This is a genomic window from Nonomuraea sp. CA-143628 (genome assembly GCF_050942315.1).
Taxonomy (GTDB): Bacteria; Actinomycetota; Actinomycetes; order Streptosporangiales; family Streptosporangiaceae; genus Nonomuraea.
Map to the genome: position 1 here is coordinate 26,162 of NZ_CP192073.1, position 21,628 is coordinate 47,789.

Consider the following 21,628-nt stretch of genomic DNA (forward strand, 5'->3'; position numbering starts at 1 on the left):
CGATGGGCCGCCATGAAGACGACGGGCTCGACGAAGACGGCGCCACTGAGAAGCCGTCGCGGCATCGGGCGTGGTGGCTGCCTCTGGCTGCCGCGGTCGCGTTCGCGGGGCTGATGGCCGCGGGGATGGCTGCGATCGGCGATGTCCGTAGTCAGCTCCGCAAGGCTGAGTCGGACGGTCATGTTCTGTCGGAGCAGGTAAAGCGACTCGGCGGCGTGCCGCTGGTGTCGCTGTCTCCGGGCCCTCCAGGGGAGCGCGGTCCTGTCGGTCCGGCCGGCCAGACGGTGACGGGGCCTCGCGGCCTGACCGGTCCGAGCGGCCCGCCTGGGCCGGCGGGACGGGACGGGAAGCCGGGCAAGGACGGCGCTGTAGGCGCCACCGGCGTCCCAGGGCTGCAGGGAGTCCCCGGCCAGAAGGGCGAGAAGGGCGACCCCGGCCCGCCAGGAGGCAAGGGCGAGGCGGGCGCCGACGGCAAGGACGGGAAAGACGGCAGTGCCGGCCCGAAGGGTGAGCAGGGAGAGCCAGGCCCCCGCGGAGAGACCGGCCCCGCGCCGACGTCCTGGACATTCGCCATCGCCGGCATCACCTACCAGTGCACGCCTACCGAGACCGGATCCACCACCTACTCATGCAAGCCGGAGGGCCCGTGACCGAGAAGACCGAAGCAGAGCTGACCTCTGGGGGCGTGGACATCCGCGAGTGGGGGCCGACCGAGGACGACGAGGAGGCCGTCCTGCGGGATCTGTACGGCGAGCCCGACGAGAACGGCATCTACCGCGGGGAGGGGGCGTGACCGCTGCGAAGATGCTCACTCAAGCGCGCAAGAGCCTTGGTTTGACCGGCCGCCCCAACTACATCACCAGGGACTACGCCAATCGGCACGGTGCTGACTACCTGAGCGCGCCATGGTGTGACATGAGCGTCACCTACTGGGCGCGCAAGTCTGACAACGCCGACGCCGTCCTGCCGCGGGGAGACCGCGCCTACACCGTTTATCACGCCGAGGATGGGCGGGACGCAGGCCGCGGCTACTCGGGCACCACAGCCAACATCAAGGCTCACGCCAAGCCGGGCGCGATCGTGTTCTTCGACTGGGCTGGCACGAACTCGATCGTCGCTATCGACCATGTCGGCGTCGTCGAAGTGAACCTCGGCGACGGTCGCGTCCAGACGATCGAGGGCAATACGGGTGACGCCTGCAAGAGGCGAGTCAGAGGCTCTGACGTTGTCGCCTACTTCTGGAATCCGGACTACGAGGGGGAAGACATGCCGTCTGCCAAGGAGATCGCCGACGCGGTCTACGACCGGTTCACCCACACTGTCACCGACGATGTGTGGGCGGCCAAGGAGAAGATTCTGGAGCCCGGCCAGAAGATCGACCCGCGTACGGCGTTCCGGCAGATCTGGGCGTACACCAAGGACGGGTACGCCCGCGACCGGGAGATCCTGGCTCGGCTCGCCGCTCAGGACGCCACCATCAAGGCGCTCGCTGAAGCGCTCGCAGCGCAGAACGCCAACCTGGACGTCGACGCTCTGATCGACCAGATCCGGACCGCGCTCGACAACGTGAGCATCAACCTCGAAGTCGGCAAGTAGACCGACCAGTGGACCCTCTGCACGCCGGCGTCCTGCTCTACCTGACCCGGACGGCAGGAGCGCTGACTGTGGACCGTATCTGGCTGAAGCACTTTCCGTACCAAGAGCGCCTTCCGCTCCACGAACTCGGCCTCGAAGCCGTGGACCAGGCCGAGCTCCTGGATCACGCTGAAACGTCTGTAGCTGTGGGCTGGACTGATGGCCTGGTCCCTGGCTGGATCGACGAGAGTAACTAACGAGGGCTCCGACCCTCACCGAGGCGCACCACCCGATGTGGTGCGCCTTTCGTATGTCCCCCATCTCTGAGGAGCATCCCTCGATGCGCATCTCCAAGAGCGCTTCCCTTCTGGCCGCCGTGTTCGTCGCTCTGGCGCTGTTCGGCGTCCCTGCTTCGGCTGTCTCTGCAGTCGCCCCCGGTGACGTCCTGCGGATCGTTGAGGTCGGTACCGACGCCATGGGCGCGGACAGCTACGCGAACCGCAACCGCGAGTTCGTGAAGTTCCAGAACGTGTCCAGCGCCCCGGTCGACGTCGCCGGCGTCCTCGTGGAGGACAACTGGGCCCACTCGCGGACGGTGGCGGGCGACGCCCACACCTGCAACACGTACAAGATCGTGGACCTGCCGTCCAATGCCACCACCATGGTTCAGCCAGGCGAGTACGTGACCGTGTTCAACGGCTCCCGCTGGGGCGGCAACCGCAAGGTCGGCGCCGAATACCAGCTGTTCGCCAATAGCGACACCGACTGCGGCACGTTCGGCCAGTTCTACAACAACGACGCCGACACAGCGTGGGTGACCAAGGCCAACGGCACCGACGTGTACTCCAGCAAGTCGTGGGACTGGAACGGCGGCTACACCGTCAAGCCGTAGGAGGCAGACATGGCTTCATCCCCAACCCTGTTCGGCAGGGAGCCCGCGGTCATCCTGGGCTTCGTCTCCGCCGCGCTGCAGATGCTGACGGCGTTCGTGATCCCGCTGACGTCGGAGCAGACCGGCGCCATCAACGCGGTCGCCGCAGCGGCGATCGGCGTGTGGACGGCGTTCGTCACCCGGGCCGCGGATGGCGGCTCGTCGATCCAGTCGGCCGTGCTCGGCTTCGCTCAGGCGGGTATCACGCTGGCGCTGGTGTTCGGCCTGGCCCTGTCCGGTGACCAGACTGCGGCCATCATGGCGTTCGTCGCGATGGGCGTCAGCATGTTCGTCCGTCAGGTGTCGTCGCCGAAGGGTGTCGGCCTGGCTCGCTAGGCTGGTGTCGCCTGCCTCTGCCACGGGAAACCCTGGCACCCACGACGGTGGTACAGCGGCAGGCACGTACGGGGTCGGGTCGCCAGGCATGGCCGCCCGGCCCCTTTTCCGCTTGCTTCCAGACCTGGGAGATGCTGGGAGCAGACTGGGGGGTGGGATGGAGACAGAACGCACCACCGTCACAGACGCCAACGGGCGGGAGATCTACGTCTATCCGAACGGGGACCGCTTCTACGCCGACGAGGTCCACGCCATGCTGGCTGGCGCTGAGGAGCGGCGTAAGCAGCCGTTGAAGGTCGATGACCTCGACGAGCTACGCGCCAAGCTTGAGCGGCTCAAGGCAGAGAAAGCCGCCAAGGACCGCCTGATCAGCCCTACAGGCAGCGAAGAGAGCTGATCAAACGTCGAAGCCCCGCTCGTCTCCTTCGGGAGGCGGGCGGGGCTTCTTCGCGTTGTGGAGTCTTGATGTCCCTCAAGCGTGCCCGCGCGGCAGCGCGGGCGACGGTAACCATGGGCTGGTGAATATGGGGTGGTGCTATGGACTGGTGGTCGGTAGTCACTACCGCTGTTGACGGAAGTGACTACCGGTATATGGCGGTACTGATTACCGGTGCTAGTGGAAGTGAGTACCGCCACCGGTAGTCAGTACCGGTTTCACCAGTCGTCTCCGCGAGCCGTCCGGAACAGATTCCATGACTCCGTGTTGTCGGAACCCCACGTCTTGAGGCCAGCTTTTCGCCGGGCTCGGTTCCACTCCTCGTTGCAGCACGAACCCTCCCGCCCCTTTGTCTTGCGGGGAGGTGCGCAGAACACCGCCTTGTAGAGGTGCCAGCGAGGGCGGCCGTCAGGCCCGAGGGACCCGCCGCCTTGCGGATTGATCTGGCTGCCGCACCACAGGCAGGTGAACTTGTGGCCGTTCGGCCCGGTGACCGCCATGCCTGCCCAGTGGTCAGGGATGGCGAGTTGGTATTCGTCTGCTCTGCCGCGATGGGGGACGGCGGTGGCGACGCGCTGTGCCGCGCCGAGACCTCGCAGGAGAGCCAGCGCATTCCGGATGGTCTTGTCGCCGAGCCCTGTGTCACGCTCCAGGCGCTCGTTGCTCGGGAAGCAGTCGCTGCCGTCGCCGAAGTCGGCATAGTCGCCCAGCGTCCGGCCGACGAGCTTCACGGACGGGTCGAGGAGCAGGATCCGCATGAAGACGTTCCAGCGCGCGATGAACGGCTTGTCTTCGTCGTCTGGCCGCATCATGAGCAGGCCAGCATGGCGGGCGGTAAGTAGGTGTGCAACACGTCTCCGATCTCTCACAGGGGGTCCGAGAGAGCGAAGCCATCCGCCATAGGGGGGTTCACACCGCACACGCTTCTTGTACGATGAAGATGGACAAAGCAGGTTTCGATCTCTCGGGACTTCACGACGACCCCGGCCACTAACCGGGGTTTTGTCGTCTCTCAGCCTACTCCGAACCGAACACCTGTGCCCCTCAAGCAACACGGAGCCCGCCGCACCCAGTACGGGTGCGGCGGGCTTTTTCGTCATGCCGGGGAAGCCCCTTCGGGCCGAGGCCAGCATAGGCGGCGGCTCCGACAGTCCCTCAACAGGTGGTGTACGCCTTGCTGGACCGCCCCCACGAGCACGTGTCGATCTTCTTCAGGTCAGAGCCCCGGTAGATGCCTGCGGTGTCGCCGCCAGGGCTGTTGTTCCACACATAGTTGCCGCTGCCCCAGTACACGGTGGAGGGGCCGTCGTTCCCGGACCCTGTCCGCACGGTCACGGTCTTGCCGGGCTTGAGCAGGAACGAACCGAACCGGTACTTGTGGCCCGACGCGTCCCGCAGGATCCACCGTTCGAGCTGGATCGCCTTCCCGGTTGTGTTCTTCAGTGAGGCGTACTCGGCGTTCAGGCTGCTGCTGGAGCGCGTGTCCTTGCCAGGGGAGTCGTAATAGACCTTCACGATCTGCACGGCCGGCGTGGCGGCGTAGGCGGGCGGCGACAGGACAGCGAATGACGCCAGTGTGGCGGAGACGAGGAGCGGGGCAGGACGCATCGTTGAGCCCTTCGGTAGGGGATGTGGAACGTGGCAACGGTGAGACGTCGGATTCCGGGATCGAGTTGTCACGCGGTGATGTCCGGATGGGGCCAGTTCTTGGGCGAGTCGCTTCTAGATCGCACACGCGTTCGGTCTAGGATCCCTCCGACACCGCGCACCAGGGGAGATCCACCATGGCCGACTACGAGATTCCGCCCGACCTGCTACAGAAGCGGGTCGACTTCGTCGCCGCCCAGAAGCGGCTGTCCGCGCTCGGCCGGGTCATGCCGTCCGCTGCCGCCGTCGCCGCGCTGGAGGCTGAACCGGCCACCGAGGAGCAGCGGGAAGCGTGGCTGACTCTCCAGGGCGAGTGCCGGCGCCTGGCCGTAGAGATCCAGGAGCACCCGTACTGGCGCGAGGTCGACGACCCCAAAGCGGCACGGAAGGCGCTGGAAGACGCCGTCGTCAACTCGGAATGATCCGCTGTTGCGCGCAGTCCAGGGTGAAGGTGCCGATTGCTTCCGGCGTGGGGGTTCGCCGTCACCCAGCCTCTCCTTGGCCATGTCAGGTATCCGGCTGCTTCGTCAGGATCTTTGCGAGGACGATGCTGTCGTAGTTGGTGACATCCCACCGCCACCTGCCAATCGGTGCGTATCCACGTCGGCGGTACCAGGCAACAAGGTCTTCCGCTCCTGCGGAGGTGTCGATGACAGCGTGTGTCGAACCCAGGGCGGCGATCCTGGACTCCGCCAGTGCCAGAAGCATGCGTCCCATCCCGCTTCCCCGCTGCGACGGATCCACTGCAAGTTGCCAGAACGATCCCGCTCCTTCGGGAGCGGGGTACCCGGCGGGAGGGGAGTAAGGGGCGGAAACGGTGACGGTCCCGATGAGTACGGCATCTTTCGTCGCGATCCAACACTCACCCTTGCCCAGACGATGCCGGGTGTCCTGTGGAGACTGGTAGGAGGCGAAGAAGACGCGCCCGGCTGCGGCGTGGTCCGCGTAAGCACGGTGGAGCAGGAGGGTCAGCTCCTCCACCGAATCGCCCTCGTGGAAGCGCCGCACCTGGACTGATTCCCGCGTGCTTGTGCCTGTCGAATCGACGTTCATTCAGGTAGTCAACAGCAGGCCGCGCCAGCGCCCCCGACATCTTCGCCGCGCCACGCCCCAGTGACCCACGTTGTGGTTGGCCCCTCCCCCCCTTGCGGGATGGACAGAAACCCCGGATCGGGCTCTTTATCGTTGTTACGACACTCTGGCCTGGAGCCAGGCGAGCGCCGCGCGGCTTGCTCGGCGCTGGTAGCCGCGTAGGTGCGGCACTCCTGCGGGGGCCGGTTTGCGGCTCATCCGTGCCCAGTAGCCGGCATAGGCCGCCGCATAACTGGTGATCGTTTCGGAGTGAGCGGTGTCCCAGGCCGGTGCGCCGATGAGGTGCTTTTCCACCGTGCAGGGATCATGCCCAGCCATGATCATGTGCGGAATCAGGTCGGCGGTATCCTGCCACGCAGCTCCGCATGAGGCGTGCGCCCAGTCCACGATGACCACCTCTTCAGCCGGGGTGATCAGCATGTTGTCGGGGCGGATGTCCCCATGCACCAAAGTGGCGCCATCTGCGTGGGTGGGCCAGACGCGCTCAATCTGTGCCAGCTCGATCAGGTGGTCCCGTTCCCAGACAGTCAGGTCTTCAGGCGGGTCGTCCAGGAGGTCGCTCCAGCCATGAAGCCATGACCCGCGGCCAGCCGCTGACGGCGGCAGAGGGACTGGGCAAGGCGTCAGCACGCGGCTCATCGCCGTGATCGCGGCGATGACATGGGGGATATCCGCCAAGCTGGGCGACAGATCGGGGTGACGACCGGCAACGGCGTCGAAGACGAGGACGAACCAGTCGCCGATCCGGTCATGCCAGCGGAGCTGCGGCGCCGGCGCAGCATGGGGTAGTTGATCGGCGGTGCGGGCCTCGTGTCGGTAGGCGTCCCCGAGCGGGTGATCGGACAGGACGGCCTTGATAAACACCGCGTCCCCATCGAGGGTCAGGCGGGCGGCAACGCCGGGCGTGAACCCGCCGCGCTGATCGGCGACCGACTGGATGGGCGAGCCGAGCCGGCCAGCGATGGATCGACGGACGGGAGGCGGGAGGCTGTTCCAGGAAGGGCGGACGGCAGTCTGGCCGAGAGACGGCACGACGCCATGAGGCGTGAGGTCGGACATGGGTGAACCCTTCAGGTAGCGGAAGGCGGGAAGCGCGAAGCGCCGGAACCAGGGCCGCAGCCGATCTATCGGCTCGCGTGCTCCTGAGGTCCGGCGCTGGTAGCTCGCCTTCTGGCTACGTGCGGGGTCACACCTGCAAGGGTAGCCGTCTGTGCGGGAAGGGGTGGGTCATCCCGCACGATTGCTGGTCAGCGTAGGTCGAGGTAGTGCATGTAGGCGTCGATGGCCTGTTGCATGTCCGCGACGGCGTCTGGTGCGGCTCGGCGAGCCAGACGTAACGCGGTCGCCAGCGTGCGCGCCAGGGACGCCTGAGTGGGGATGGGCGGGGCTGCGGCAAGCTCGGCCAGGTCGCATAGGCACGCCCGTCCGATGGGTGTGCGCCCGAGTTCGTCTTCCAGGTGGTACCAGCCGAGGTAGGCGGTGTGCGGGGACAGAGCGGTGCGCGCCAGCCCTCGGGCGGCGGCGGTGAGCTGGTGGGCCTCCTTGTAGGCCATGAACTGCTGGCCGCGCACGATGCGCTTGCGAATGAGCCAGGCGAGCACCAGCACCTCGACCAGCAGATCGGTGCAGCTCGGCGGGGTCTGGCGCCCGGCGGCGATGAACGCATCCACCTGCGGATGGCTGTCGGGTGCGGAGGTGTGGCCGGGCGCGGTGTACAGGAGCCGCCCCCGGGTTACGGTCATGATGCGATCAACGCGGCCCGCCGGGGCGAGGTACAGGTCGAGCTGGTACAGCATGTGGCGGTGCACGAGCAGGTGGACGAACCCGAGCCCGCCCAGGTCGGGGACGATGGTGTCGGGCCAGGCGGGCAGCAGCTGGCCAAGCCGCGCGGCGATGAGGGCGTTGTGAGCGGTGGCGAACATGGCGTAGTCGGCCTGGCGCACCCCGACGACCAGATCCACGTCGCTCAGCCGATCGGAGGTACCGGCGGCGAAGGAGCCGCGCACCGCCAGGTGTGTGACCGCGGGGCTGGCTGTGAGCAGCCGCATGGCCTGCTCCATGATGGTGAACTGTTCGGGCCGGTTGGCGGCGGCCAGTGCTTCCAGTGCGGCGTCGGTGGCGTTCACCGGATCACCTCCGGCTGGGGCTCATCAGCCAGGCTGTGCGGGCCCAGCACGATCGTCTTGTGCTCTCGCCAGGATTCGACCGCCGCGGCGTCGCCGCGCTCGCGGTGCAGGGCGATCACCATGTCGTAGACAGCCCCCTCGGGCAGGCGGTGCTGGAAGAATAGGCGCAGCAGATGCTCCTCGGCCGCCTCGACGTAGCCGAGCCGGGCCAGGCGGCGGGCGGTCAGCGCGTAATCGGCCAGCAGTTCCTCCTCCGCGGCGGGTAGTTCGCGCACGCACGCCTCGGGCAGGTGCTCCCCGCCGCGCAGGGCCTGCAGCGCGGGGTCGGCGTAGCAGTCCAGGATGAGATGGATGCGCGCGGGCCCAAAGGCGTTGCACGCGCCGTGCACGAATGTCGGCGTCAGCCGCCAGATCCGGCCGGCCGCCAGATGGACGGCGTTGCCGGCCAGGATCAGGACCGCCGAGCCAGCGGTCACGATGGGGATGTGCACGCGGTGCCGCTCGGTCTCGGCGAGCTCGGCCTCCTGGTAGTCGCGGTGCTCCCACAGGTAGGAGCCGGCCTCCAGCAGGGCCAGCCGCGCCCACATGTACTGCAGTCCGAGCTCGTCCAGCAACGCCTGGGTGGTCGGCATCCGCGCCAGCAGGTCGGTGGCCACAGGCTCGGTGTCGCCGATTGTGACGTCGCGGGCGTTGCCGGTGTCGTTGAGCAGGGACAGCGTGCCCCACCCGCCGGACTGGAAGCGGCTGTAGCCGCGTACCCAGTCGCCGGGGATGGTCAGCACCTCGTGACGGACCCGTTCCAGCAGGGCTGCATCCAGAGTGTCGGCGCACGCGACCTGATCGGCCAGGGCGCTTGTTGCGGTGGACATGACGCGCTCCCTCTCTTGCTACGGCCAGCTGGCCGTGATCGTAGGGACTAGCGGGGGAGATACGCCGTTGGCGTGCTGACACGGTCTCGCTCCGCCCCTGCAGCATCAATGCCGGGTATCCGGCACATTGCCGCGGCGGCAATGTGCGCCGGCGGGGCCGGACGTTACCCTGAGCCCGTGGTCGCTATGAGCCGAGCGCAACGGGCCGAGCTGGCCCGCCAGGCCCGTGCCATCCGCCGGGCATGTGTCGATCAATGCATGGAGGCCGGGCAGGTGGCTGCGGCTATTCTTCAGCGGCTGCCGGACATCTTGCCGCTGGAGGTGTGGCGGCTGGCGCAGGGCTGGTCTCGGTCACAGGCGGTGGCCGCGCTCGTCGCTCTGTACGAGGCTGACGAACGGCCCCCGCCGCGGGTCAACACAGAGATGCTCTGCCGGTGGGAGCACGGCGCTGTGGCGATGTCGCCGGACTACGAGCACATGCTGTGCCGCCTCTACTACGTGACGCCGGAGCAGTTACGCCCGGGTGCCCCGGCGCCCGCCGAAACACCCCGCCCCCAACCCGTTACGCACCGCAACGGCGCGGTTACAGTATCGGGTAGGAGTCGTAACGATGAGGGGACCGATCCGATGCGGCGTCGCACACTACTCACTGCGGTCGGGCTGAGCATCCCGCTACCGCTACTCAAACGCTTCGACGACGCTCTGGCCGTTCCGCAGCAACCGGAACGTTCCGCCGCTCCGGCGCAGATCGCCCAGCAGCTGAGGGCAGCGCGCCGCCAGTTCGACGCCGCCGAGTTGACCGGCCTGATAGCCACCCTGCCCGGCCTGCTCGCATCGGCGGTTGACGCGGCCGAGCGCGCCCAGACCCCCGCGGGGTGGGCGCTGGTGTCGGCGAGCTACAACCTGGCAACTGACGCACTCAACAAGGTCGGCGTCAAGGACTCCGCCCGGATCACGGCGGAACGCGCGCTGCTGTACGCCGACAGGTCCGAAGACGCGGTGTCCAAGGCCGCCTCGGAGCGGGCGTTGGGCATGATGCTCCGCATCGGAGGCCGCCCCGACCTTGCCGCTGCCGTCATGTCGAGGGGCATCGACCAGCTGACGGCAACCGGCCTGCGCACGACTGCTCAAGCCGACATGCACCTGCGGCTGTTGTGCGCGAGGGCCTACACCTACGCCTGGGGCGGAGACGAGTCGCGCGCCCTGGAGGGGATCGCCGAAGCCGAGCAGGCCGCCACCCGGATACCGGCCATGGCCCCCACAGCCGTCCCCTTCGCCACGCTCTACCGCGCGAACATCCACTACGCCCTCGGCGATCCCCGAACGGCACTGCACGCCGTCCGGGACCTGCGGGATGAAAGCTTCTCTTCGCCTGAACGGCGCGGACGACTCCACACCGACCTCGCTCGGATCTGGTGGCAGTGGGGCAAACCAGAACAGGCCACGGCAGAGCTGCTGGCGGCACACCGCCATGCACCCTCGGAGGTGCGCGACAGGCCATCGATCCGGAAGATCGCCGCCGAGCTGGTGGAACATCACTCAGGTGCCGCTGGCGTAGGCCGCCTTGCTACGGCGATCAGCCGGCCTCAGGCCATGCCCGTCACCGTCTGAGGTGGCGAGAGGCTCACGCCGGTACGCGAGGGAAGAGGATCACCTCGACCAGGTCGGCCAGGTCGACGTACTGGGCCAACTCGGCGAGGCCGCAATACGCCTGGTGGTAGCGGCGTCCATTCACGACCTGGGAGACACGTAGGCAGGGGCGCCGGTCGAGCACGATGGTCTCGACCAGGATGCCATCGGGTCCGCGCCATATCGCCACGCCTAAAATCTATGCAAACCGGGCATAAGGGCACAACGCGAAGACGCCCCGGCCGAAACCCTGCGGCCGGGGCGTCGATCTATGTGGACACTGGGCTACCAGTGCGAGTAGTTGCTGTCGTTGGCGCGGATCTGCTCCATGTGCATCAGCAGCGTTGCCGCGAGCCTGGCGTACAGCGGGTACAGCCGCTCGGGGCGGTCGCCAGCCCTGGCGGTGAGCCCGTCCTGGAACACGGCGGATATGACGGAAACCTGCTGCACAAGGTCGCAGACAGCTCCCCAAGCGAACAGGGCGCAGCTGTCCTCGCCTCCGACCTGCTGACGGGCTTCCAGCACGTCCGCCATGGCTCCTTCGGCCCACAGTTTGCGCGCGTGCTGCTGGACGGCGTCGACGATGAACTCGGCGATCTGCTTGGCGGTGTCGCTTCCGACGATCTCGATGTACGGCTCCAGGACCTCGTCGCCTCCGGCAACAGCCCATCTACCCCAGTCGAGCTTCTCTGGGTTGTCTTCGCCGGGGACGGCTCGCCACGAGTCGAGATCGACATTTCCGAGCTGGGCCGGTGTGGGTGCAGGTGGTTTCAGGCGTATGGCGCTGTCCTCCGACATGGGAGAACCTCCTCGTAGAAGGGGAAGGGGTGCCCGGCCCGCGCGATGAGGGCGGCCGGGGCGTCGTATATGTGGACACCCATGCGGGTGCGGGGGTCAGAACTGCAGCGGTACGGCTGGGATGAGCTGCGCGGCCGGGTAGAAGCGGACATGCGCCAACATCGTGAACGCCAGCCTGGCGAGCGTCGCGTAGTCCTCGGCGCGGACGGCGCACCGCCACACGTGCAGCCACAGGCCGAAAGCGTGGCCGAGCACCCCGCTGTAGTCGCCGGCGGCCACAGCCTGGCCAACGTCCTCCAGGGTGGCCACGGGCGGCTCTGGCTCGCCGTCGCAGACGTGCACCCGATGCTCAGCCTCTGCGGTGAGAGCCAGCAGGCGGCAGCGGGCCATGTCCTGCTCGCGGCGGATCGACTCGAACAGCAGGGCCTGGCAGTCGAACAGCAGCACCCACGCCTCGCCCGGGTCCCGCTCGGCAAGAGCCTTCGTGATCTCCGCCTCGTACGATGGCCAGTCCATGTCGGCTGGTACCAAGCGGAGTGTCGACGCTGGCACCTCACTGGCGGTCTCGGTCATGACGTCTGCTTCGCTGGCAGGCAGTCGGGGTACCGCGCGTCCATCGGGCACGCCTTGACCTGCTCGGCCGTGGCCTTCCGGTTGTAGGCGGGCGCGTCCTGGATCGGGAGGATCATGAGTCCCTCGTCGTCGCCGAGCTTCGCCATGACGACGCCCGGCACATCGTCCGGCGAGGCTTCCTGGTCCGTGCCGATGTTGGTGGTGGGCGTGGGAGTCGCATCTGCTTGCTGTGCCTTCTGCGGAACCTGCCCGCAGGCGACCAGTGCGGTCGCGACCAGTGCGACCACGCCGAGCCTGAGCGGTAACGTCCTCATGTCTGCCTCCTGGGTTTCGTAGAGCGGACCTTCCGGGCATCTCGCCCGACGGATGGCCGGGCGAGCACCCGCAGCGTCAGCGCTTGTGGCTGCCCGTCTGTGGGTCAGCCGAGCAGTTCGGCCAGCATCGCCTCATGTGCGATGAACACCCGGCCCGCATACGTCTCGGTCAGGTAGCCGGTCAGGATCGCGTAGCTGTCAGCCCGCACCCACGCAGCCCTCTTGGCGTCGTCGGCACCTGTTACGGCGGGGAGTTCGGCGTGCCGTACGGTGCCCAGGTGGGTCCGTACGGGCACCGTCACCATCCACGCCTCATCCGAGGCACGCGGGTCCGGGACGTAGAGCGCGGGCAGCACATGCCACAGGACCCGGCCCAGGGCCAGGCCGGTCTCCTCCCGCAACTCGCGAAGCGCCCCCACCTCCGGACGCTCCCCCCGCTCCACGGTGCCGCCAGGCAGCGCCCAGCCGTGGCCGTCGCCCCGCTCCACCATGACCAGCCAGCGGCCGTCTTCGGTGAAAGCGGTCACGATGGCGTCCGCGCAGAGCTGCTCGCCCCAGTGGCCGAGCTCGTTGCGTCCGCGTTCGATGCCGGTCGGAGTGTGCGGGTTGACGGGCCGGCCGTCGACCACCTTGAACGGGATCGCGGCGGCGGCCTGGCGGGCGGGCCAGTCGGTGATCAGAGCGGGGTCCATACACGGGTCCGCCCACTTCTCCCCGCGTGCGATTGCGGCGAGCACCTCGGGATGCGTGTAGGTGCGGATCGGTGGATCGTCGTAGGCGATGTCCACGCCGATCTGGTCGGGTGCTGATATCACGGTGATCTCCTTCGTGTGAGCGGACCTTCCGGGAGCCCGCCCGACCGATGGCCGGGCGAGCACCCGCAACGGCCGCTCTACGGCAGTTCGCCGCGGAGGTCGGCGAGTAGCGCGGGCAGGTCGTCGGGCTTGACGAGCACCTCGCGCGCCCTCGATCCGTCGGGTTCCCCAACCACCCCGTGCGCTTCGAGCAAGTCCATGAGCGCTCCGGCCTGCGCGAAGCCGACGCGGAGCTTGCGCTGCAGCATCGACGCGGAGCCGAACTGGGTGGTCACGATCAGCTCGGCGGCCTGGACGAGGAGCGCACGCTCCTCGTCGCCCAACTCTTCCGACGCCTCGTCGGGCAACGCGGGTGCGTCGATGTAGCCGCCGCCTTGCTTCTTGCAGTGGGCGACGATCTGCGTGATCTCTTCGTCGGTGACGTACGGGCTCTGCAGACGGATCGGCCTGCTCGCGCCCATCGGCAGGTAGAGGGCGTCGCCCTCGCCGATGAGGTCTTCGGCGCCGGTTTGGTCGAGGATGATTTGGGAGTCGACGTGAGAGGAGACCGCGAACGCCAGCCGCGATGGCACGTTCGCCTTGATCAGGCCGGTGACGACCTTCTTCTCCGGCCGCTGGGTCGCGATCACCATGTGGATCCCCGCGGCGCGGGCGAGCTGGGTGATGCGCACGATGGAGTCCTCGACGAGCTTCTTGGCGACCATCATCAGGTCGGCCAGCTCATCGATGACGACCAGCAGGTATGGGAGCGGCTTGATCTCGGGTTCGCTGTAGGCGGCGTTCAACTTGCCCGCCCGGACGGCCTTGTTGAAGTCGTCGACGTGTTTGAACCCGTACTTGGCCAGCGTGTCGTAGCGGCGGTCCATCTCACCTACCACCCATTTGAGGGCTTCGGCGGCCTTCTTCGGCTCGGTGACGATCGGGGTGATCAGGTGCGGGATGCCGGCGTACGCCGCGAGCTCGACCCGTTTCGGGTCGATGAGCAGCAGGCGAACCTCGTCGGGGGTGGCGCGGACGAGCACCGAGCAGATCAGCCCGTTCTCGCACACCGACTTGCCGGCGCCGGTCGCCCCGGCGATCAGCAGATGCGGAGTCTTGGCCAAGTTCGCGACGATCGCACCGCCCTCAATGTCCTTGCCCAGCCCGACCGTGAGTGGATGGCGGCGTGCTTTGGCCTCGTCTGAGCGGAGGATGTCGCCAAGCCGCACCAGGTCCCGGTCGGCGTTGGGGACTTCGAGTCCGACCGCGGCACGGCCGGGCGCGGGCGCCAGCATGCGGACGTGTTCGTTGCGTACCGCGAGCGCGAAATCGTCCTTACGCGCCAGGATCTTGGCGACGGCGACACCGCGTCCGGGAGTGATCAGATAGCGGGTCACCTGAGGCCCGCGGATCAGGTCGGTTACGTCTGCGACGAGGTCGAAGTCGGCGAGCACTTTGGTGATCGCGGCTGCGGCTACGTCGTTGGCTTTGCTGCGCGCTTTGGGTTGTGGTCCGGCCTTGAGCGGCGTTAGGTCAGGCAGCGTGTAGGCGGTGTCCGTCTTGGGCTGGTCGGCCTTGCTGCCTGTCTCGGGTGTGGTCGTCTTCGTCTGCTCGGGCGGCGCCTCCACGACCTCGCCTTCGGGGTCGTCCGCGTGGGCGGGCGCTTCGGCGAGGGTTTCCGCCTCCTCCTCGTACGACTCTGCGGGAGAGTCGACTCGGTAGCGGCTTGGCGGCTGCTCCGCCGGCCCTGAGTCGGCGGTCTTGCGTGTGCGCAGGACGCCCCGCCCGATGATGAGCACGATCCCGTACCCGGCCGCGGCGAGCTGCGCCGCGATCACGAAGACGGCGGGGATCAGCAGCACCAGGCAGGACGCGCCCAACCCGATCAGGCCGCCAGCCGACGCCACGCGATCCCATGCCGCGGCATCACCGGGTGTCGGCGTCCCGTGCGCCAGGTGCACTATGCCGAGCACGACGGCCACCACGAGCATCAGGCCGACGCCGCGGCGCATCGTGGTCACATGGTCGTCTGGTCGGCGCCAGATCCGCACGGCCGCCCACAGCAGCAGCAGTGGGGCCAGCCGGTAGGCGGAGCCGAACGGTAGAGCCTCGCCGTAGGCGACGGTCTGGAGCCAGTCGACGCCATGGCCGTCCGCGAGCGCGAGCATGGCTGCCGCGGTGAGCGCGAGTCCGAGGGCGGCGCTGTCGTGTCGTTGACGCTCGTCGACGTTCTCGGGGCCGCCGGCGGTGGCGCGGATCAGGTTGCCGATGCCGCGCGCCAGCCCGCGGTAGGCGGCGCGGGTCAGTTTGGACAGGTCGCCTGAGCTGGATCGGCCGCGTGGCGGCGAGACGGTGCGGGCAGCCGCGGGTTTGCGGGTCGGCTTGCGGCGCGTCTGAGGCCGCGCGGTGCGGCGTCGGGCGGTCACCGGTCCGGTCCTCTCCACAGCGTCCAGCCGACCCAGCCCAGTACAGCTAGGAACGCCGCCGCCCCGCTGGCGGCCTTGAGCTGCCACGGCGCCTGCGGGGCGACGACCAGCAGGACGGGTACGGCCATGGCCAGGGCGGCGCCGAAGACCTTCGCCGAGCGCGCCACGGCGTCACGCAGCGCTGTTGACGGCGCCGGGCGGTACACGATCCGATCGGGGCCGTCCGCCTGGACGACCTCGTCGACGTCCTCTCGCCTCGCGTCTGCTACTGGCCGGCGGCTAGCGGCGCGGACGTACACGTCCGCGAGACCGGCCTCGAAGTCGAAGCCGGCGTCCAGGTCGGCTACCTGCGTTTCGTGGGCATTCTTGAGCGACAGGTCCAGGTCGGCTGTGAGCTCGTGGGCGTGCCGCTCGGTGTCGGCGATCTCCAGGAGGATGTCGGCGTCCTCGTCGCCGACCTCGGCCAGCGCCCAATCTCGCCAGATCTCCTCCAGCACTTCGGCCCGGATGAGCCGGTGGGTGGTGCTGGCGAGCCGCCACCAGATCCCTTCGTCCCACGCGGGGTCGTCTTCGGGGTCGCTGTCGGGGTGGGCGAGCATCGTCTCGGTGGCGGCGATGAGGCGGAGCAGGCGGGCCCGGTTGGGGGTTCCGGTGAGTTCGTGGGCGTCAGCGAGGTCGTCGAGTCGGGCTGCCCGTCGGAGCGGGTCGGTGGTCTCGTGGAGGGCTGTGAGGAGCGTTGGGGGGATGGTTGTCATGGTGGTCTCCGGTGGTGGTTTGGGATGTCCGGCGTGTCCGTTGATCTCGTTCGGGCGCACTACGTGCGCGTTCGGTTACGTACAGTTCATGTTCGGCACGTGTTCGATGTCCGACGATCTTGTCCGCAGTGTTCGTTGATCTTGTCCGGCATGTCCGGCGACGTGTTCGGTCACTCTCCGTCGATGTCCGGCGTGTCCGACGATCTTGTCCGGGGCATGTTCGTAAGGTGTCCGGCTCTTGTTCGCTCCTTACGAACGCCGTCGAATCCCCTAAGGAAAAGGAGGCGACCGCAGAGCATGTCCGGCAGAACGGAGCGCCGACTACTCCCCGTGAGGCGGGCCGACCAGAGCGGCCTCAAGCGGCGACGCGATGAGGTCCCACCCGTCCGCACCAGAGCGCGGAACAATGCATCCCGCCGCCTGCCAGCGGTCGCGCTGCCGGTACAGGAAGGGGCGCTTCCTGCCTGCCGCCTCCAGCCACGTAGTCAGCATGTCGGTCGTCAGGCGTCGGCCCCCCGAGCGCCAGAGTTCGTCCAGCTTCTCGTCCCACACGCGCTGCGCCTGCTCCGTCGTCAGCGCCACCTCGTCGGCGTTGGACTCCTCATCGTTGACGGCGCCGAGTTCGGGGATGGGCTGGTCGGCGTCCACATCTTCAAGATCGGCCGGGGTGGCGAGGTCGCCGAGGTCGCGGCGACGAACCTCGGCGAGGTCGTCGAAGACCTCCCGGCGGTCCTCTTCGTGTTCTTCGGCAACCTCCGCTTCAAGATCGTCTGCGTTGGTTTCGTCGTCGTCCCCGTCGAACTGATGTTCCGCCGCGACGTCCCTCGGCACGGGGCGGCCCACCAACACCGGCATCGGGCCTCGCTGCCGCACATGATCGGCGAACAGGTCGCCGAACAGCTCCTTCGTCACCGAGTCCATCGGGTCCCGGTACGGCGCCCCCAGCTCGACCGCCTGCAGCAGCTGCTCGCGTAGCGGGTCGTAAGCCCGCAGCATCTTCGGCCACATCCGCTCCGGCACACCCCGCCACGCCAGGTAGCTGTAGCCAGGTCGGCGGTCCCCCCACGTGGGCAGCTTGTCGCCGAGTGCCGCGACCGCCTCTTCCGGGAGCACGGTGGCCACGTCGTCAGGCTCGCTCATGCCGAAACACCAGCCGGACGGGTGTTGTTTACGCACGTCAGTGGACAGGTTGCGCCACAGCCACGACTGGGTGGACGACACGATCCACACCCCGGCTGCGCGGGCGTCCGCGACCATGTCGTGATACGCCTTCTGCAGCCGGCCGAACGCCTTCGACTCCTCGAACACCACCATCATCAGGTTCAGGCTCGACTTCGGCGACCAGCGCTTCAGCCCTTCCCGCGCCAAGTGCGCCTTGAGGCCGGGGATGACCACCTTGTTCATGCGGTGGATGAACGCTTTCGCCAGCTCGTAGTCGGTGATCGGCGGAATCGTGAACCCGTCCTTGAAGGGACCCAGGATCTGCAGTTCGGTGGACACGTCCACGCCGATGGTGGTGAGCCGGCGCATCCCCATGACGGAGCCGATCATGGCCTGGGCGCCCGTGGACTTGCCGGACCCGGTCACGCCGCCCACCTTCAGGTGGGACACGTCTGGCGCGGACCGGTCCTTATCCACGTCGCCGACGATCCGCACCCGCACCGGGCCGGACTGGTATTCGCCGAGAGAGAACCAATCGGTCGGCAGAATGCCGCGCAGCTCCGGCGTCAGGCCAGGCCAGGGGATCGGCGCCTTGAGGTTGTCGCGGGTGGCGATCTCGATCTCGCCTTCGCCCTCGACGTCCAGGTTACGGATCAGGCTCGCGCCGCCGGGCACTGCTCGGGCGGCGGCGGCCAGAGGCTCCACCAGCGCTTGAGCGTCGCCCATGGTGCCGCCGGGCTGCGCGGACACCTTGGCCCGGATCACGCCACGCTCGTCCATCCTCGGCTTGTGGATCTTCGTGCGAGCGTCGCGGGCCATCTCCACCAGCACGGACGCGCCCGTCTCGTCTCCGGCGGTGATAGCCGGCGTGGTCGAGCCAGCGTACTTCGTCCACCGCCAGATCAACCACAGCGGGCAGACTCCGAGCATGCAGATCACGTACGCGGAGATCAGCCACCAATTGGTGGTGAAATCCCTGGTCACGAACCCGAATACCAAGCCGAGAAGGAGGTTGATCGTCATGGCCGCGCCGCTCGCCGTGACCGCGATCCGCAGATGTTTGCGCGGGCCCGCCGACACGTAGCCGAACACGGTGAGGCACCCGCCGATCGCGAAGAACACGATGGCCACCAGCGGAGTGACCAACGGGCTGCCGCCCCACGCCAGGTGGGCGCCCTCAACCAGCACACCCCACACCACGGCCATGATGAACGGGAAGAGAGACGGCAGGCCGTGGGTCACCCACAAGCCGCCACCCACCTGCGGCATCTGCTCCTGCTCGACAACTCGCATACGGCGGGCCATCACGTCTTGTCCTTTCGATACCGGTCGTTCGGGATCGCCCCGTCGCCCTCCATCAGCAGATATTCGGCGTGCACCGAGGCCATCAGCACGGCGTCCTTCGCCGCCTCCTGCACCAGCTCGGCGACGAGTTTGCCTTTGAAGCGGTAGCGGACCGACTGGAAGAACGCCTCCAGCCAGGGCATCCGCGGGCACGCACGTGACTCGGCGCCCTTGCTCTTCTTGCCGTGCTGGCGCAGCCATCGGGCCGCCTCGTCGGTGTCCCGCGAGACCACGTACTCGACGTGCATCAGCAGCACGCGCACGTTCTCCAGGTGCTGCCGGTAGGCCCGGTGGCCGGTGGTGAAGTCTGCGTTCTCCCAGGTGGAAGCCCGTACGCGCATGCTCGCCGCTCGGTTCCGATCAGCTGTCATGACTGCTTTTCGCCTCCTCGCGGCGTCTTGCCTTCGCGTTCCACGAACTCCCGATGGAATGCGGCAAGATCCCTGACCTTGTCGGCGGCCGCGGCGAGCGCTTTGGAGCCGTGCCGGCCGTGCGCCTTGGTGCGCCTCCCGAAGGCGATCCGCTCCCGTAGATGGATGAACCGGCCCCGGCTCGGCCGTCTCTTGCGCAGCCAGGTTCCGCCGATCTGTCCGTCCTGTCCGAACATGATCGCGGCGGCGCGCAACATCTCCTCCAAGTTGTCCAAGTACTTGGCGTGAGCCTCGTGGGAAGCGACCGGAGTACTCGACTCGAAATCGGTGATGCGTCGCGTCAACTCGCCCATGATTTACAGGTCTCCAATCACGTCGCGAAGCAGCCGCAAAGCGGTCTCGCGGGTGGACGTCACCGTGACCCTCTTGCTGAGTACGGTCGACGTCTTGGTGGTGTCCCAGGCAGCCCACGTCCACCGGCAGTGCGTCGACCACAGGCGAGTACGGAAGCTGGCCGCGTCCTCGGCGCAGAAGGTGACTACGAGCGCGACCACCACAAGGGCGGCGAGAGTCGCGTACTCCAGCAGCCGCTCAGGCCAGGTCATGCCGTCGCCTTCTTCGGGCCAGCCAGGCGGCGGCGCGTCCGGCCGTCGAGGGCGTCCAGCCATTCACGGCGCATCCGCCGACCGTAGGAGTCGCCGCAGCCGCCCACTTTGGCGAGCTCGGGGCCGCTCGGCACCCGCCCTTGGGCGATGGCGGCATCCCAGTACTTACGCATCGCTTCGGTGGCGCTCGGGGTGGCGGTCTCGGTGTCGTCGCCGGTGTCGCCCTCTTCGTCACGCAGACGCGCAAAGATCTCGTCGACCTCGTCGTCCGACACCTCGGGCGACACTTCCTCCGACACCCACTTCGAGGTGTCGCTCCGGGTGTCGCCGGAGGTGTCGTTGAGGGTGTCGCTCGACGGTGAGGGAACGGGGCGCAGCGACACCCGGCCCGCCACCAGATCCGCCACCCCGGGCGACACTCGCTGCGGAGTGTCGGCGGGAGGTGTCGCTACCCGCTGCCCGGTGACCATCGCGGCGAGCATCTCGATCATCGCGGCGGCCTCGGGATCGCGTGCCGACAGGACCGCGTCCGAGAGACGGCGGGTCTCCTCCGCCAGCTGGGCCGCTTCGCTGTGGCGCATCGCGCCAGTGATGGCCGGGTGGTCGAGCAGCGACCAGGGCCCGGTCGCCGTGTCGAGTACATCGGACAGGCTCTCGGCGCCGCCAAGCGTGGACACCTGGTCGAGCAGCGCCCACTGCATCTGCTTGTCCTTGGCCAGGCCGGTGTGTTCGACCGCCTGATCCAGCATCCGGTCCCGCTTGGTTACGGCTTTCCGGATCTTGCGGTCGGAGGCGTTCTCCGCCCGCAACTGGTGCACCCGCTTGGCCGCGAGAGCGATCCGGGTAAGCCTGCGGTGCGCGTCCACCTGCCCGGCCGTGCGGTCCGTCGCCTCAGCGAGGCCGATCCGGACCAGTAGCCGTTCGGGGGTGAGGCGCCAGTTGATGCCTGACGTGCCGCGGACGCGGTGGCGCTCGATGGCCATGCCGCGCTCCCACAGCCAGGCGGCGACCAGCGGCGCGGCGAGCCGGAAGACGGCCTCGGGAGCGGAGCGGGCGTCCATGGTGGACAGCACCGCCGTAAGGCAGGTGAGCGCCCACACGGCGAGGCCGTCGATGCCCGCGGAGTACTTCTCGCGCATGTTGCGGCGGGCGCGTACGGCCGAGGTGATGATCGCGACCTCGATGAACGCGAACAGCAACAGCCGCAGCGGCCCGTCGAGGCCGAGCACGTCACCGGAGAAGCGCCACATGCCCTGGGCGGAGACACCGGTCGCGATGGACGCGGCCACGACGGTCAGGACGTCCTCGATCGAACGGCCGGCTATGAGCCGCGGCTTGCCCGCGCGGGCGTTCGCGGACTCCTGGCGTACGCGCCGCCTCTCCTGCTTGGCCTCAATGCGCTCGACGTCGCGCTGGTCACGGGCACGCTGCCGCTCGATCAGGGCGCGCTCCCGGCGGACCTGAGCGGCAGCCTTGTCTGCGGCGCGCTCGGCGCCGGAGCGAAACCAGCGGCGGCCTGGAGGTGGCTGGTCGGTCGGGGGCTTCATGACGGGTCCGTTTCGTTGCGAGTCGTTAGGGGCGTGGTGGGCTGGTGATTCGTGAACCGCCCGACTCGGGAAGGACGGGGCGGGCGGCTCACGGACCGTCAGCTCTTGGGCTGGAGCAGGACGCTGCCAACGCCCTCGCAGACTTTGCACTGCTGGGACAGGGGCAGAACCGGGTCACGTCCTTTGCCCTGGCAAGAGCCGCACTGGACGACGTGGCCGGGGCACGGCTGGGGCTGAGGGTTGTCGTTCATGTCGATCTCCTTATGGGTAGACGGGGTGTCTGCTGGTCGGGCCGGGGG

26 protein-coding genes are annotated in these 21,628 nt (G+C 68.1%); 8 read left to right on the forward strand and 18 right to left on the reverse strand.

The genetic code is table 11. From position 1 onward, the window contains the following. The first annotated feature begins 2 nt into the window (after positions 1 to 2). The 6 genes from ACQP2T_RS63485 to ACQP2T_RS63510 all read left to right on the forward strand — a co-directional run bounded on the left by ACQP2T_RS63485 (position 3) and on the right by ACQP2T_RS63510 (position 3,239). Positions 3 to 650 carry a hypothetical protein gene (locus ACQP2T_RS63485; protein WP_433520154.1) on the forward strand — a complete coding sequence of 216 codons (648 nt, stop codon included), beginning with the start codon at positions 3 to 5 and terminating at the stop codon, positions 648 to 650. Continuing rightward, positions 647 to 793 (forward strand): hypothetical protein, encoded by a 147-nt coding sequence (locus ACQP2T_RS63490; protein ID WP_433520155.1) that lies wholly within the window; start codon positions 647 to 649, stop codon positions 791 to 793. The genes ACQP2T_RS63485 and ACQP2T_RS63490 overlap by 4 nt, the downstream gene beginning before the upstream one ends. Continuing rightward, the gene (locus tag ACQP2T_RS63495) at positions 790 to 1,596 is read left to right on the forward strand and encodes a CHAP domain-containing protein (protein WP_433520156.1); all 807 of its coding nucleotides are present in this window, start codon (positions 790 to 792) and stop codon (positions 1,594 to 1,596) included. Before ACQP2T_RS63490 ends, ACQP2T_RS63495 begins: the two co-directional genes overlap by 4 nt. A gap of 319 nt (positions 1,597 to 1,915) precedes the next feature. Continuing rightward, positions 1,916 to 2,467, forward strand: a complete 552-nt coding sequence (locus tag ACQP2T_RS63500; RefSeq protein WP_433520157.1) for a hypothetical protein — start codon at positions 1,916 to 1,918, stop codon at positions 2,465 to 2,467. Positions 2,468 to 2,476: 9 nt separating this feature from the next. Beyond that, positions 2,477 to 2,842, forward strand: a complete 366-nt coding sequence (locus tag ACQP2T_RS63505; RefSeq protein ID WP_433520158.1) for a hypothetical protein — start codon at positions 2,477 to 2,479, stop codon at positions 2,840 to 2,842. Positions 2,843 to 2,999: 157 nt separating this feature from the next. Beyond that, positions 3,000 to 3,239: a hypothetical protein gene (locus ACQP2T_RS63510; protein WP_433520159.1), complete on the forward strand. Its 240-nt coding sequence runs from the start codon at positions 3,000 to 3,002 to the stop codon at positions 3,237 to 3,239. A gap of 257 nt (positions 3,240 to 3,496) precedes the next feature. Here the strand turns inward: ACQP2T_RS63510 and ACQP2T_RS63515 are convergent, their stop codons facing one another. Beyond that, positions 3,497 to 4,090, reverse strand: a complete 594-nt coding sequence (locus tag ACQP2T_RS63515) for a helix-turn-helix domain-containing protein (protein ID WP_433520160.1) — start codon at positions 4,088 to 4,090, stop codon at positions 3,497 to 3,499. A 343-nt stretch (positions 4,091 to 4,433) separates the two neighbouring features. Then, on the reverse strand, positions 4,434 to 4,886 hold the full coding sequence (locus ACQP2T_RS63520; RefSeq protein ID WP_433520161.1) for a lamin tail domain-containing protein: 453 nt from the start codon (positions 4,884 to 4,886) through the stop codon (positions 4,434 to 4,436). A 176-nt stretch (positions 4,887 to 5,062) separates the two neighbouring features. On the opposite strand from ACQP2T_RS63520, the gene ACQP2T_RS63525 reads away from it, so the two are divergent. Then, positions 5,063 to 5,347: a hypothetical protein gene (locus ACQP2T_RS63525; protein ID WP_433520162.1), complete on the forward strand. Its 285-nt coding sequence runs from the start codon at positions 5,063 to 5,065 to the stop codon at positions 5,345 to 5,347. 85 nt (positions 5,348 to 5,432) lie between these two features. Here the strand turns inward: ACQP2T_RS63525 and ACQP2T_RS63530 are convergent, their stop codons facing one another. The 4 genes from ACQP2T_RS63530 to ACQP2T_RS63545 all read right to left on the reverse strand — a co-directional run bounded on the left by ACQP2T_RS63530 (position 5,433) and on the right by ACQP2T_RS63545 (position 9,012). Then, on the reverse strand, positions 5,433 to 5,978 hold the full coding sequence (locus ACQP2T_RS63530; protein WP_433520163.1) for a GNAT family N-acetyltransferase: 546 nt from the start codon (positions 5,976 to 5,978) through the stop codon (positions 5,433 to 5,435). 135 nt (positions 5,979 to 6,113) lie between these two features. After that, complete coding sequence (locus ACQP2T_RS63535; RefSeq protein WP_433520164.1) at positions 6,114 to 7,076, reverse strand: aminoglycoside phosphotransferase family protein; 963 nt, start codon at positions 7,074 to 7,076, stop codon at positions 6,114 to 6,116. 188 nt (positions 7,077 to 7,264) lie between these two features. Next, the gene (locus tag ACQP2T_RS63540) at positions 7,265 to 8,143 is read right to left on the reverse strand and encodes a hypothetical protein (RefSeq protein ID WP_433520165.1); all 879 of its coding nucleotides are present in this window, start codon (positions 8,141 to 8,143) and stop codon (positions 7,265 to 7,267) included. Beyond that, positions 8,140 to 9,012 (reverse strand): aspartyl/asparaginyl beta-hydroxylase domain-containing protein, encoded by an 873-nt coding sequence (locus ACQP2T_RS63545; protein ID WP_433520166.1) that lies wholly within the window; start codon positions 9,010 to 9,012, stop codon positions 8,140 to 8,142. The genes ACQP2T_RS63540 and ACQP2T_RS63545 overlap by 4 nt, the downstream gene beginning before the upstream one ends. 258 nt (positions 9,013 to 9,270) lie before the next feature. Here ACQP2T_RS63545 and ACQP2T_RS63550 point away from each other — a divergent pair, with 258 nt between their 5' ends. Further along, positions 9,271 to 10,623 (forward strand): hypothetical protein, encoded by a 1,353-nt coding sequence (locus ACQP2T_RS63550; RefSeq protein WP_433520167.1) that lies wholly within the window; start codon positions 9,271 to 9,273, stop codon positions 10,621 to 10,623. Between the two features lie 13 nt (positions 10,624 to 10,636). On the opposite strand, the gene ACQP2T_RS63555 is transcribed toward ACQP2T_RS63550, so the two are convergent. The 12 genes from ACQP2T_RS63555 to ACQP2T_RS63610 form a co-directional block, all read right to left on the reverse strand. Beyond that, positions 10,637 to 10,831 (reverse strand): transposase, encoded by a 195-nt coding sequence (locus tag ACQP2T_RS63555; RefSeq protein ID WP_433520168.1) that lies wholly within the window; start codon positions 10,829 to 10,831, stop codon positions 10,637 to 10,639. Positions 10,832 to 10,926: 95 nt separating this feature from the next. Further along, complete coding sequence (locus ACQP2T_RS63560) at positions 10,927 to 11,439, reverse strand: hypothetical protein (protein ID WP_433520169.1); 513 nt, start codon at positions 11,437 to 11,439, stop codon at positions 10,927 to 10,929. Between the two features lie 96 nt (positions 11,440 to 11,535). Continuing rightward, positions 11,536 to 11,955 carry a hypothetical protein gene (locus tag ACQP2T_RS63565; RefSeq protein ID WP_433520170.1) on the reverse strand — a complete coding sequence of 140 codons (420 nt, stop codon included), beginning with the start codon at positions 11,953 to 11,955 and terminating at the stop codon, positions 11,536 to 11,538. A 53-nt stretch (positions 11,956 to 12,008) separates the two neighbouring features. After that, a complete protein-coding gene (locus tag ACQP2T_RS63570) occupies positions 12,009 to 12,326 on the reverse strand; it encodes a hypothetical protein (RefSeq protein WP_433520171.1) in 318 nt (105 codons plus the stop codon). A 104-nt stretch (positions 12,327 to 12,430) separates the two neighbouring features. Further along, the gene (locus ACQP2T_RS63575) at positions 12,431 to 13,141 is read right to left on the reverse strand and encodes an NUDIX domain-containing protein (RefSeq protein WP_433520172.1); all 711 of its coding nucleotides are present in this window, start codon (positions 13,139 to 13,141) and stop codon (positions 12,431 to 12,433) included. Between the two features lie 77 nt (positions 13,142 to 13,218). After that, complete coding sequence (locus ACQP2T_RS63580) at positions 13,219 to 15,546, reverse strand: DNA translocase FtsK (RefSeq protein WP_433520173.1); 2,328 nt, start codon at positions 15,544 to 15,546, stop codon at positions 13,219 to 13,221. Continuing rightward, positions 15,543 to 16,301, reverse strand: a complete 759-nt coding sequence (locus ACQP2T_RS63585; protein WP_433520174.1) for a hypothetical protein — start codon at positions 16,299 to 16,301, stop codon at positions 15,543 to 15,545. The genes ACQP2T_RS63580 and ACQP2T_RS63585 overlap by 4 nt, the downstream gene beginning before the upstream one ends. A 321-nt stretch (positions 16,302 to 16,622) precedes the next feature. Beyond that, the gene (locus ACQP2T_RS63590) at positions 16,623 to 18,770 is read right to left on the reverse strand and encodes a hypothetical protein (RefSeq protein ID WP_433520175.1); all 2,148 of its coding nucleotides are present in this window, start codon (positions 18,768 to 18,770) and stop codon (positions 16,623 to 16,625) included. Further along, on the reverse strand, positions 18,767 to 19,177 hold the full coding sequence (locus tag ACQP2T_RS63595) for a hypothetical protein (RefSeq protein ID WP_433520037.1): 411 nt from the start codon (positions 19,175 to 19,177) through the stop codon (positions 18,767 to 18,769). The genes ACQP2T_RS63590 and ACQP2T_RS63595 overlap by 4 nt, the downstream gene beginning before the upstream one ends. Continuing rightward, on the reverse strand, positions 19,174 to 19,530 hold the full coding sequence (locus ACQP2T_RS63600) for a hypothetical protein (protein WP_433520038.1): 357 nt from the start codon (positions 19,528 to 19,530) through the stop codon (positions 19,174 to 19,176). Before ACQP2T_RS63600 ends, ACQP2T_RS63595 begins: the two co-directional genes overlap by 4 nt. A 3-nt stretch (positions 19,531 to 19,533) precedes the next feature. Further along, positions 19,534 to 19,782: a hypothetical protein gene (locus ACQP2T_RS63605; RefSeq protein WP_433520039.1), complete on the reverse strand. Its 249-nt coding sequence runs from the start codon at positions 19,780 to 19,782 to the stop codon at positions 19,534 to 19,536. Continuing rightward, positions 19,779 to 21,329, reverse strand: coding sequence for a hypothetical protein (locus tag ACQP2T_RS63610; RefSeq protein ID WP_433520040.1), 1,551 nt, complete (start codon positions 21,327 to 21,329; stop codon positions 19,779 to 19,781). The genes ACQP2T_RS63605 and ACQP2T_RS63610 overlap by 4 nt, the downstream gene beginning before the upstream one ends. Positions 21,330 to 21,628 lie beyond the last annotated feature (299 nt).

What these genes read in the sequence shown, in the direction of transcription:
- ACQP2T_RS63570 (WP_433520171.1), bottom strand. Translation starts at nt 12,326, where the DNA reads ATGAGGACGTTACCGCTCAGGCTCGGCGTGGTCGCACTGGTCGCGACC.
- ACQP2T_RS63600 (WP_433520038.1), bottom strand. Translation starts at nt 19,530, where the DNA reads ATGGGCGAGTTGACGCGACGCATCACCGATTTCGAGTCGAGTACTCCG.
- ACQP2T_RS63560 (WP_433520169.1), bottom strand. Translation starts at nt 11,439, where the DNA reads ATGTCGGAGGACAGCGCCATACGCCTGAAACCACCTGCACCCACACCG.
- ACQP2T_RS63515 (WP_433520160.1), bottom strand. Translation starts at nt 4,090, where the DNA reads ATGATGCGGCCAGACGACGAAGACAAGCCGTTCATCGCGCGCTGGAAC.
- ACQP2T_RS63485 (WP_433520154.1), top strand. Translation starts at nt 3, where the DNA reads ATGGGCCGCCATGAAGACGACGGGCTCGACGAAGACGGCGCCACTGAG.
- ACQP2T_RS63525 (WP_433520162.1), top strand. Translation starts at nt 5,063, where the DNA reads ATGGCCGACTACGAGATTCCGCCCGACCTGCTACAGAAGCGGGTCGAC.
- ACQP2T_RS63610 (WP_433520040.1), bottom strand. Translation starts at nt 21,329, where the DNA reads ATGAAGCCCCCGACCGACCAGCCACCTCCAGGCCGCCGCTGGTTTCGC.
- ACQP2T_RS63520 (WP_433520161.1), bottom strand. Translation starts at nt 4,886, where the DNA reads ATGCGTCCTGCCCCGCTCCTCGTCTCCGCCACACTGGCGTCATTCGCT.
- ACQP2T_RS63500 (WP_433520157.1), top strand. Translation starts at nt 1,916, where the DNA reads ATGCGCATCTCCAAGAGCGCTTCCCTTCTGGCCGCCGTGTTCGTCGCT.
- ACQP2T_RS63605 (WP_433520039.1), bottom strand. Translation starts at nt 19,782, where the DNA reads ATGACCTGGCCTGAGCGGCTGCTGGAGTACGCGACTCTCGCCGCCCTT.
- ACQP2T_RS63535 (WP_433520164.1), bottom strand. Translation starts at nt 7,076, where the DNA reads ATGTCCGACCTCACGCCTCATGGCGTCGTGCCGTCTCTCGGCCAGACT.
- ACQP2T_RS63505 (WP_433520158.1), top strand. Translation starts at nt 2,477, where the DNA reads ATGGCTTCATCCCCAACCCTGTTCGGCAGGGAGCCCGCGGTCATCCTG.
- ACQP2T_RS63510 (WP_433520159.1), top strand. Translation starts at nt 3,000, where the DNA reads ATGGAGACAGAACGCACCACCGTCACAGACGCCAACGGGCGGGAGATC.
- ACQP2T_RS63545 (WP_433520166.1), bottom strand. Translation starts at nt 9,012, where the DNA reads ATGTCCACCGCAACAAGCGCCCTGGCCGATCAGGTCGCGTGCGCCGAC.
- ACQP2T_RS63550 (WP_433520167.1), top strand. Translation starts at nt 9,271, where the DNA reads ATGGAGGCCGGGCAGGTGGCTGCGGCTATTCTTCAGCGGCTGCCGGAC.
- ACQP2T_RS63530 (WP_433520163.1), bottom strand. Translation starts at nt 5,978, where the DNA reads ATGAACGTCGATTCGACAGGCACAAGCACGCGGGAATCAGTCCAGGTG.
- ACQP2T_RS63585 (WP_433520174.1), bottom strand. Translation starts at nt 16,301, where the DNA reads ATGACAACCATCCCCCCAACGCTCCTCACAGCCCTCCACGAGACCACC.
- ACQP2T_RS63565 (WP_433520170.1), bottom strand. Translation starts at nt 11,955, where the DNA reads ATGGACTGGCCATCGTACGAGGCGGAGATCACGAAGGCTCTTGCCGAG.
- ACQP2T_RS63595 (WP_433520037.1), bottom strand. Translation starts at nt 19,177, where the DNA reads ATGACAGCTGATCGGAACCGAGCGGCGAGCATGCGCGTACGGGCTTCC.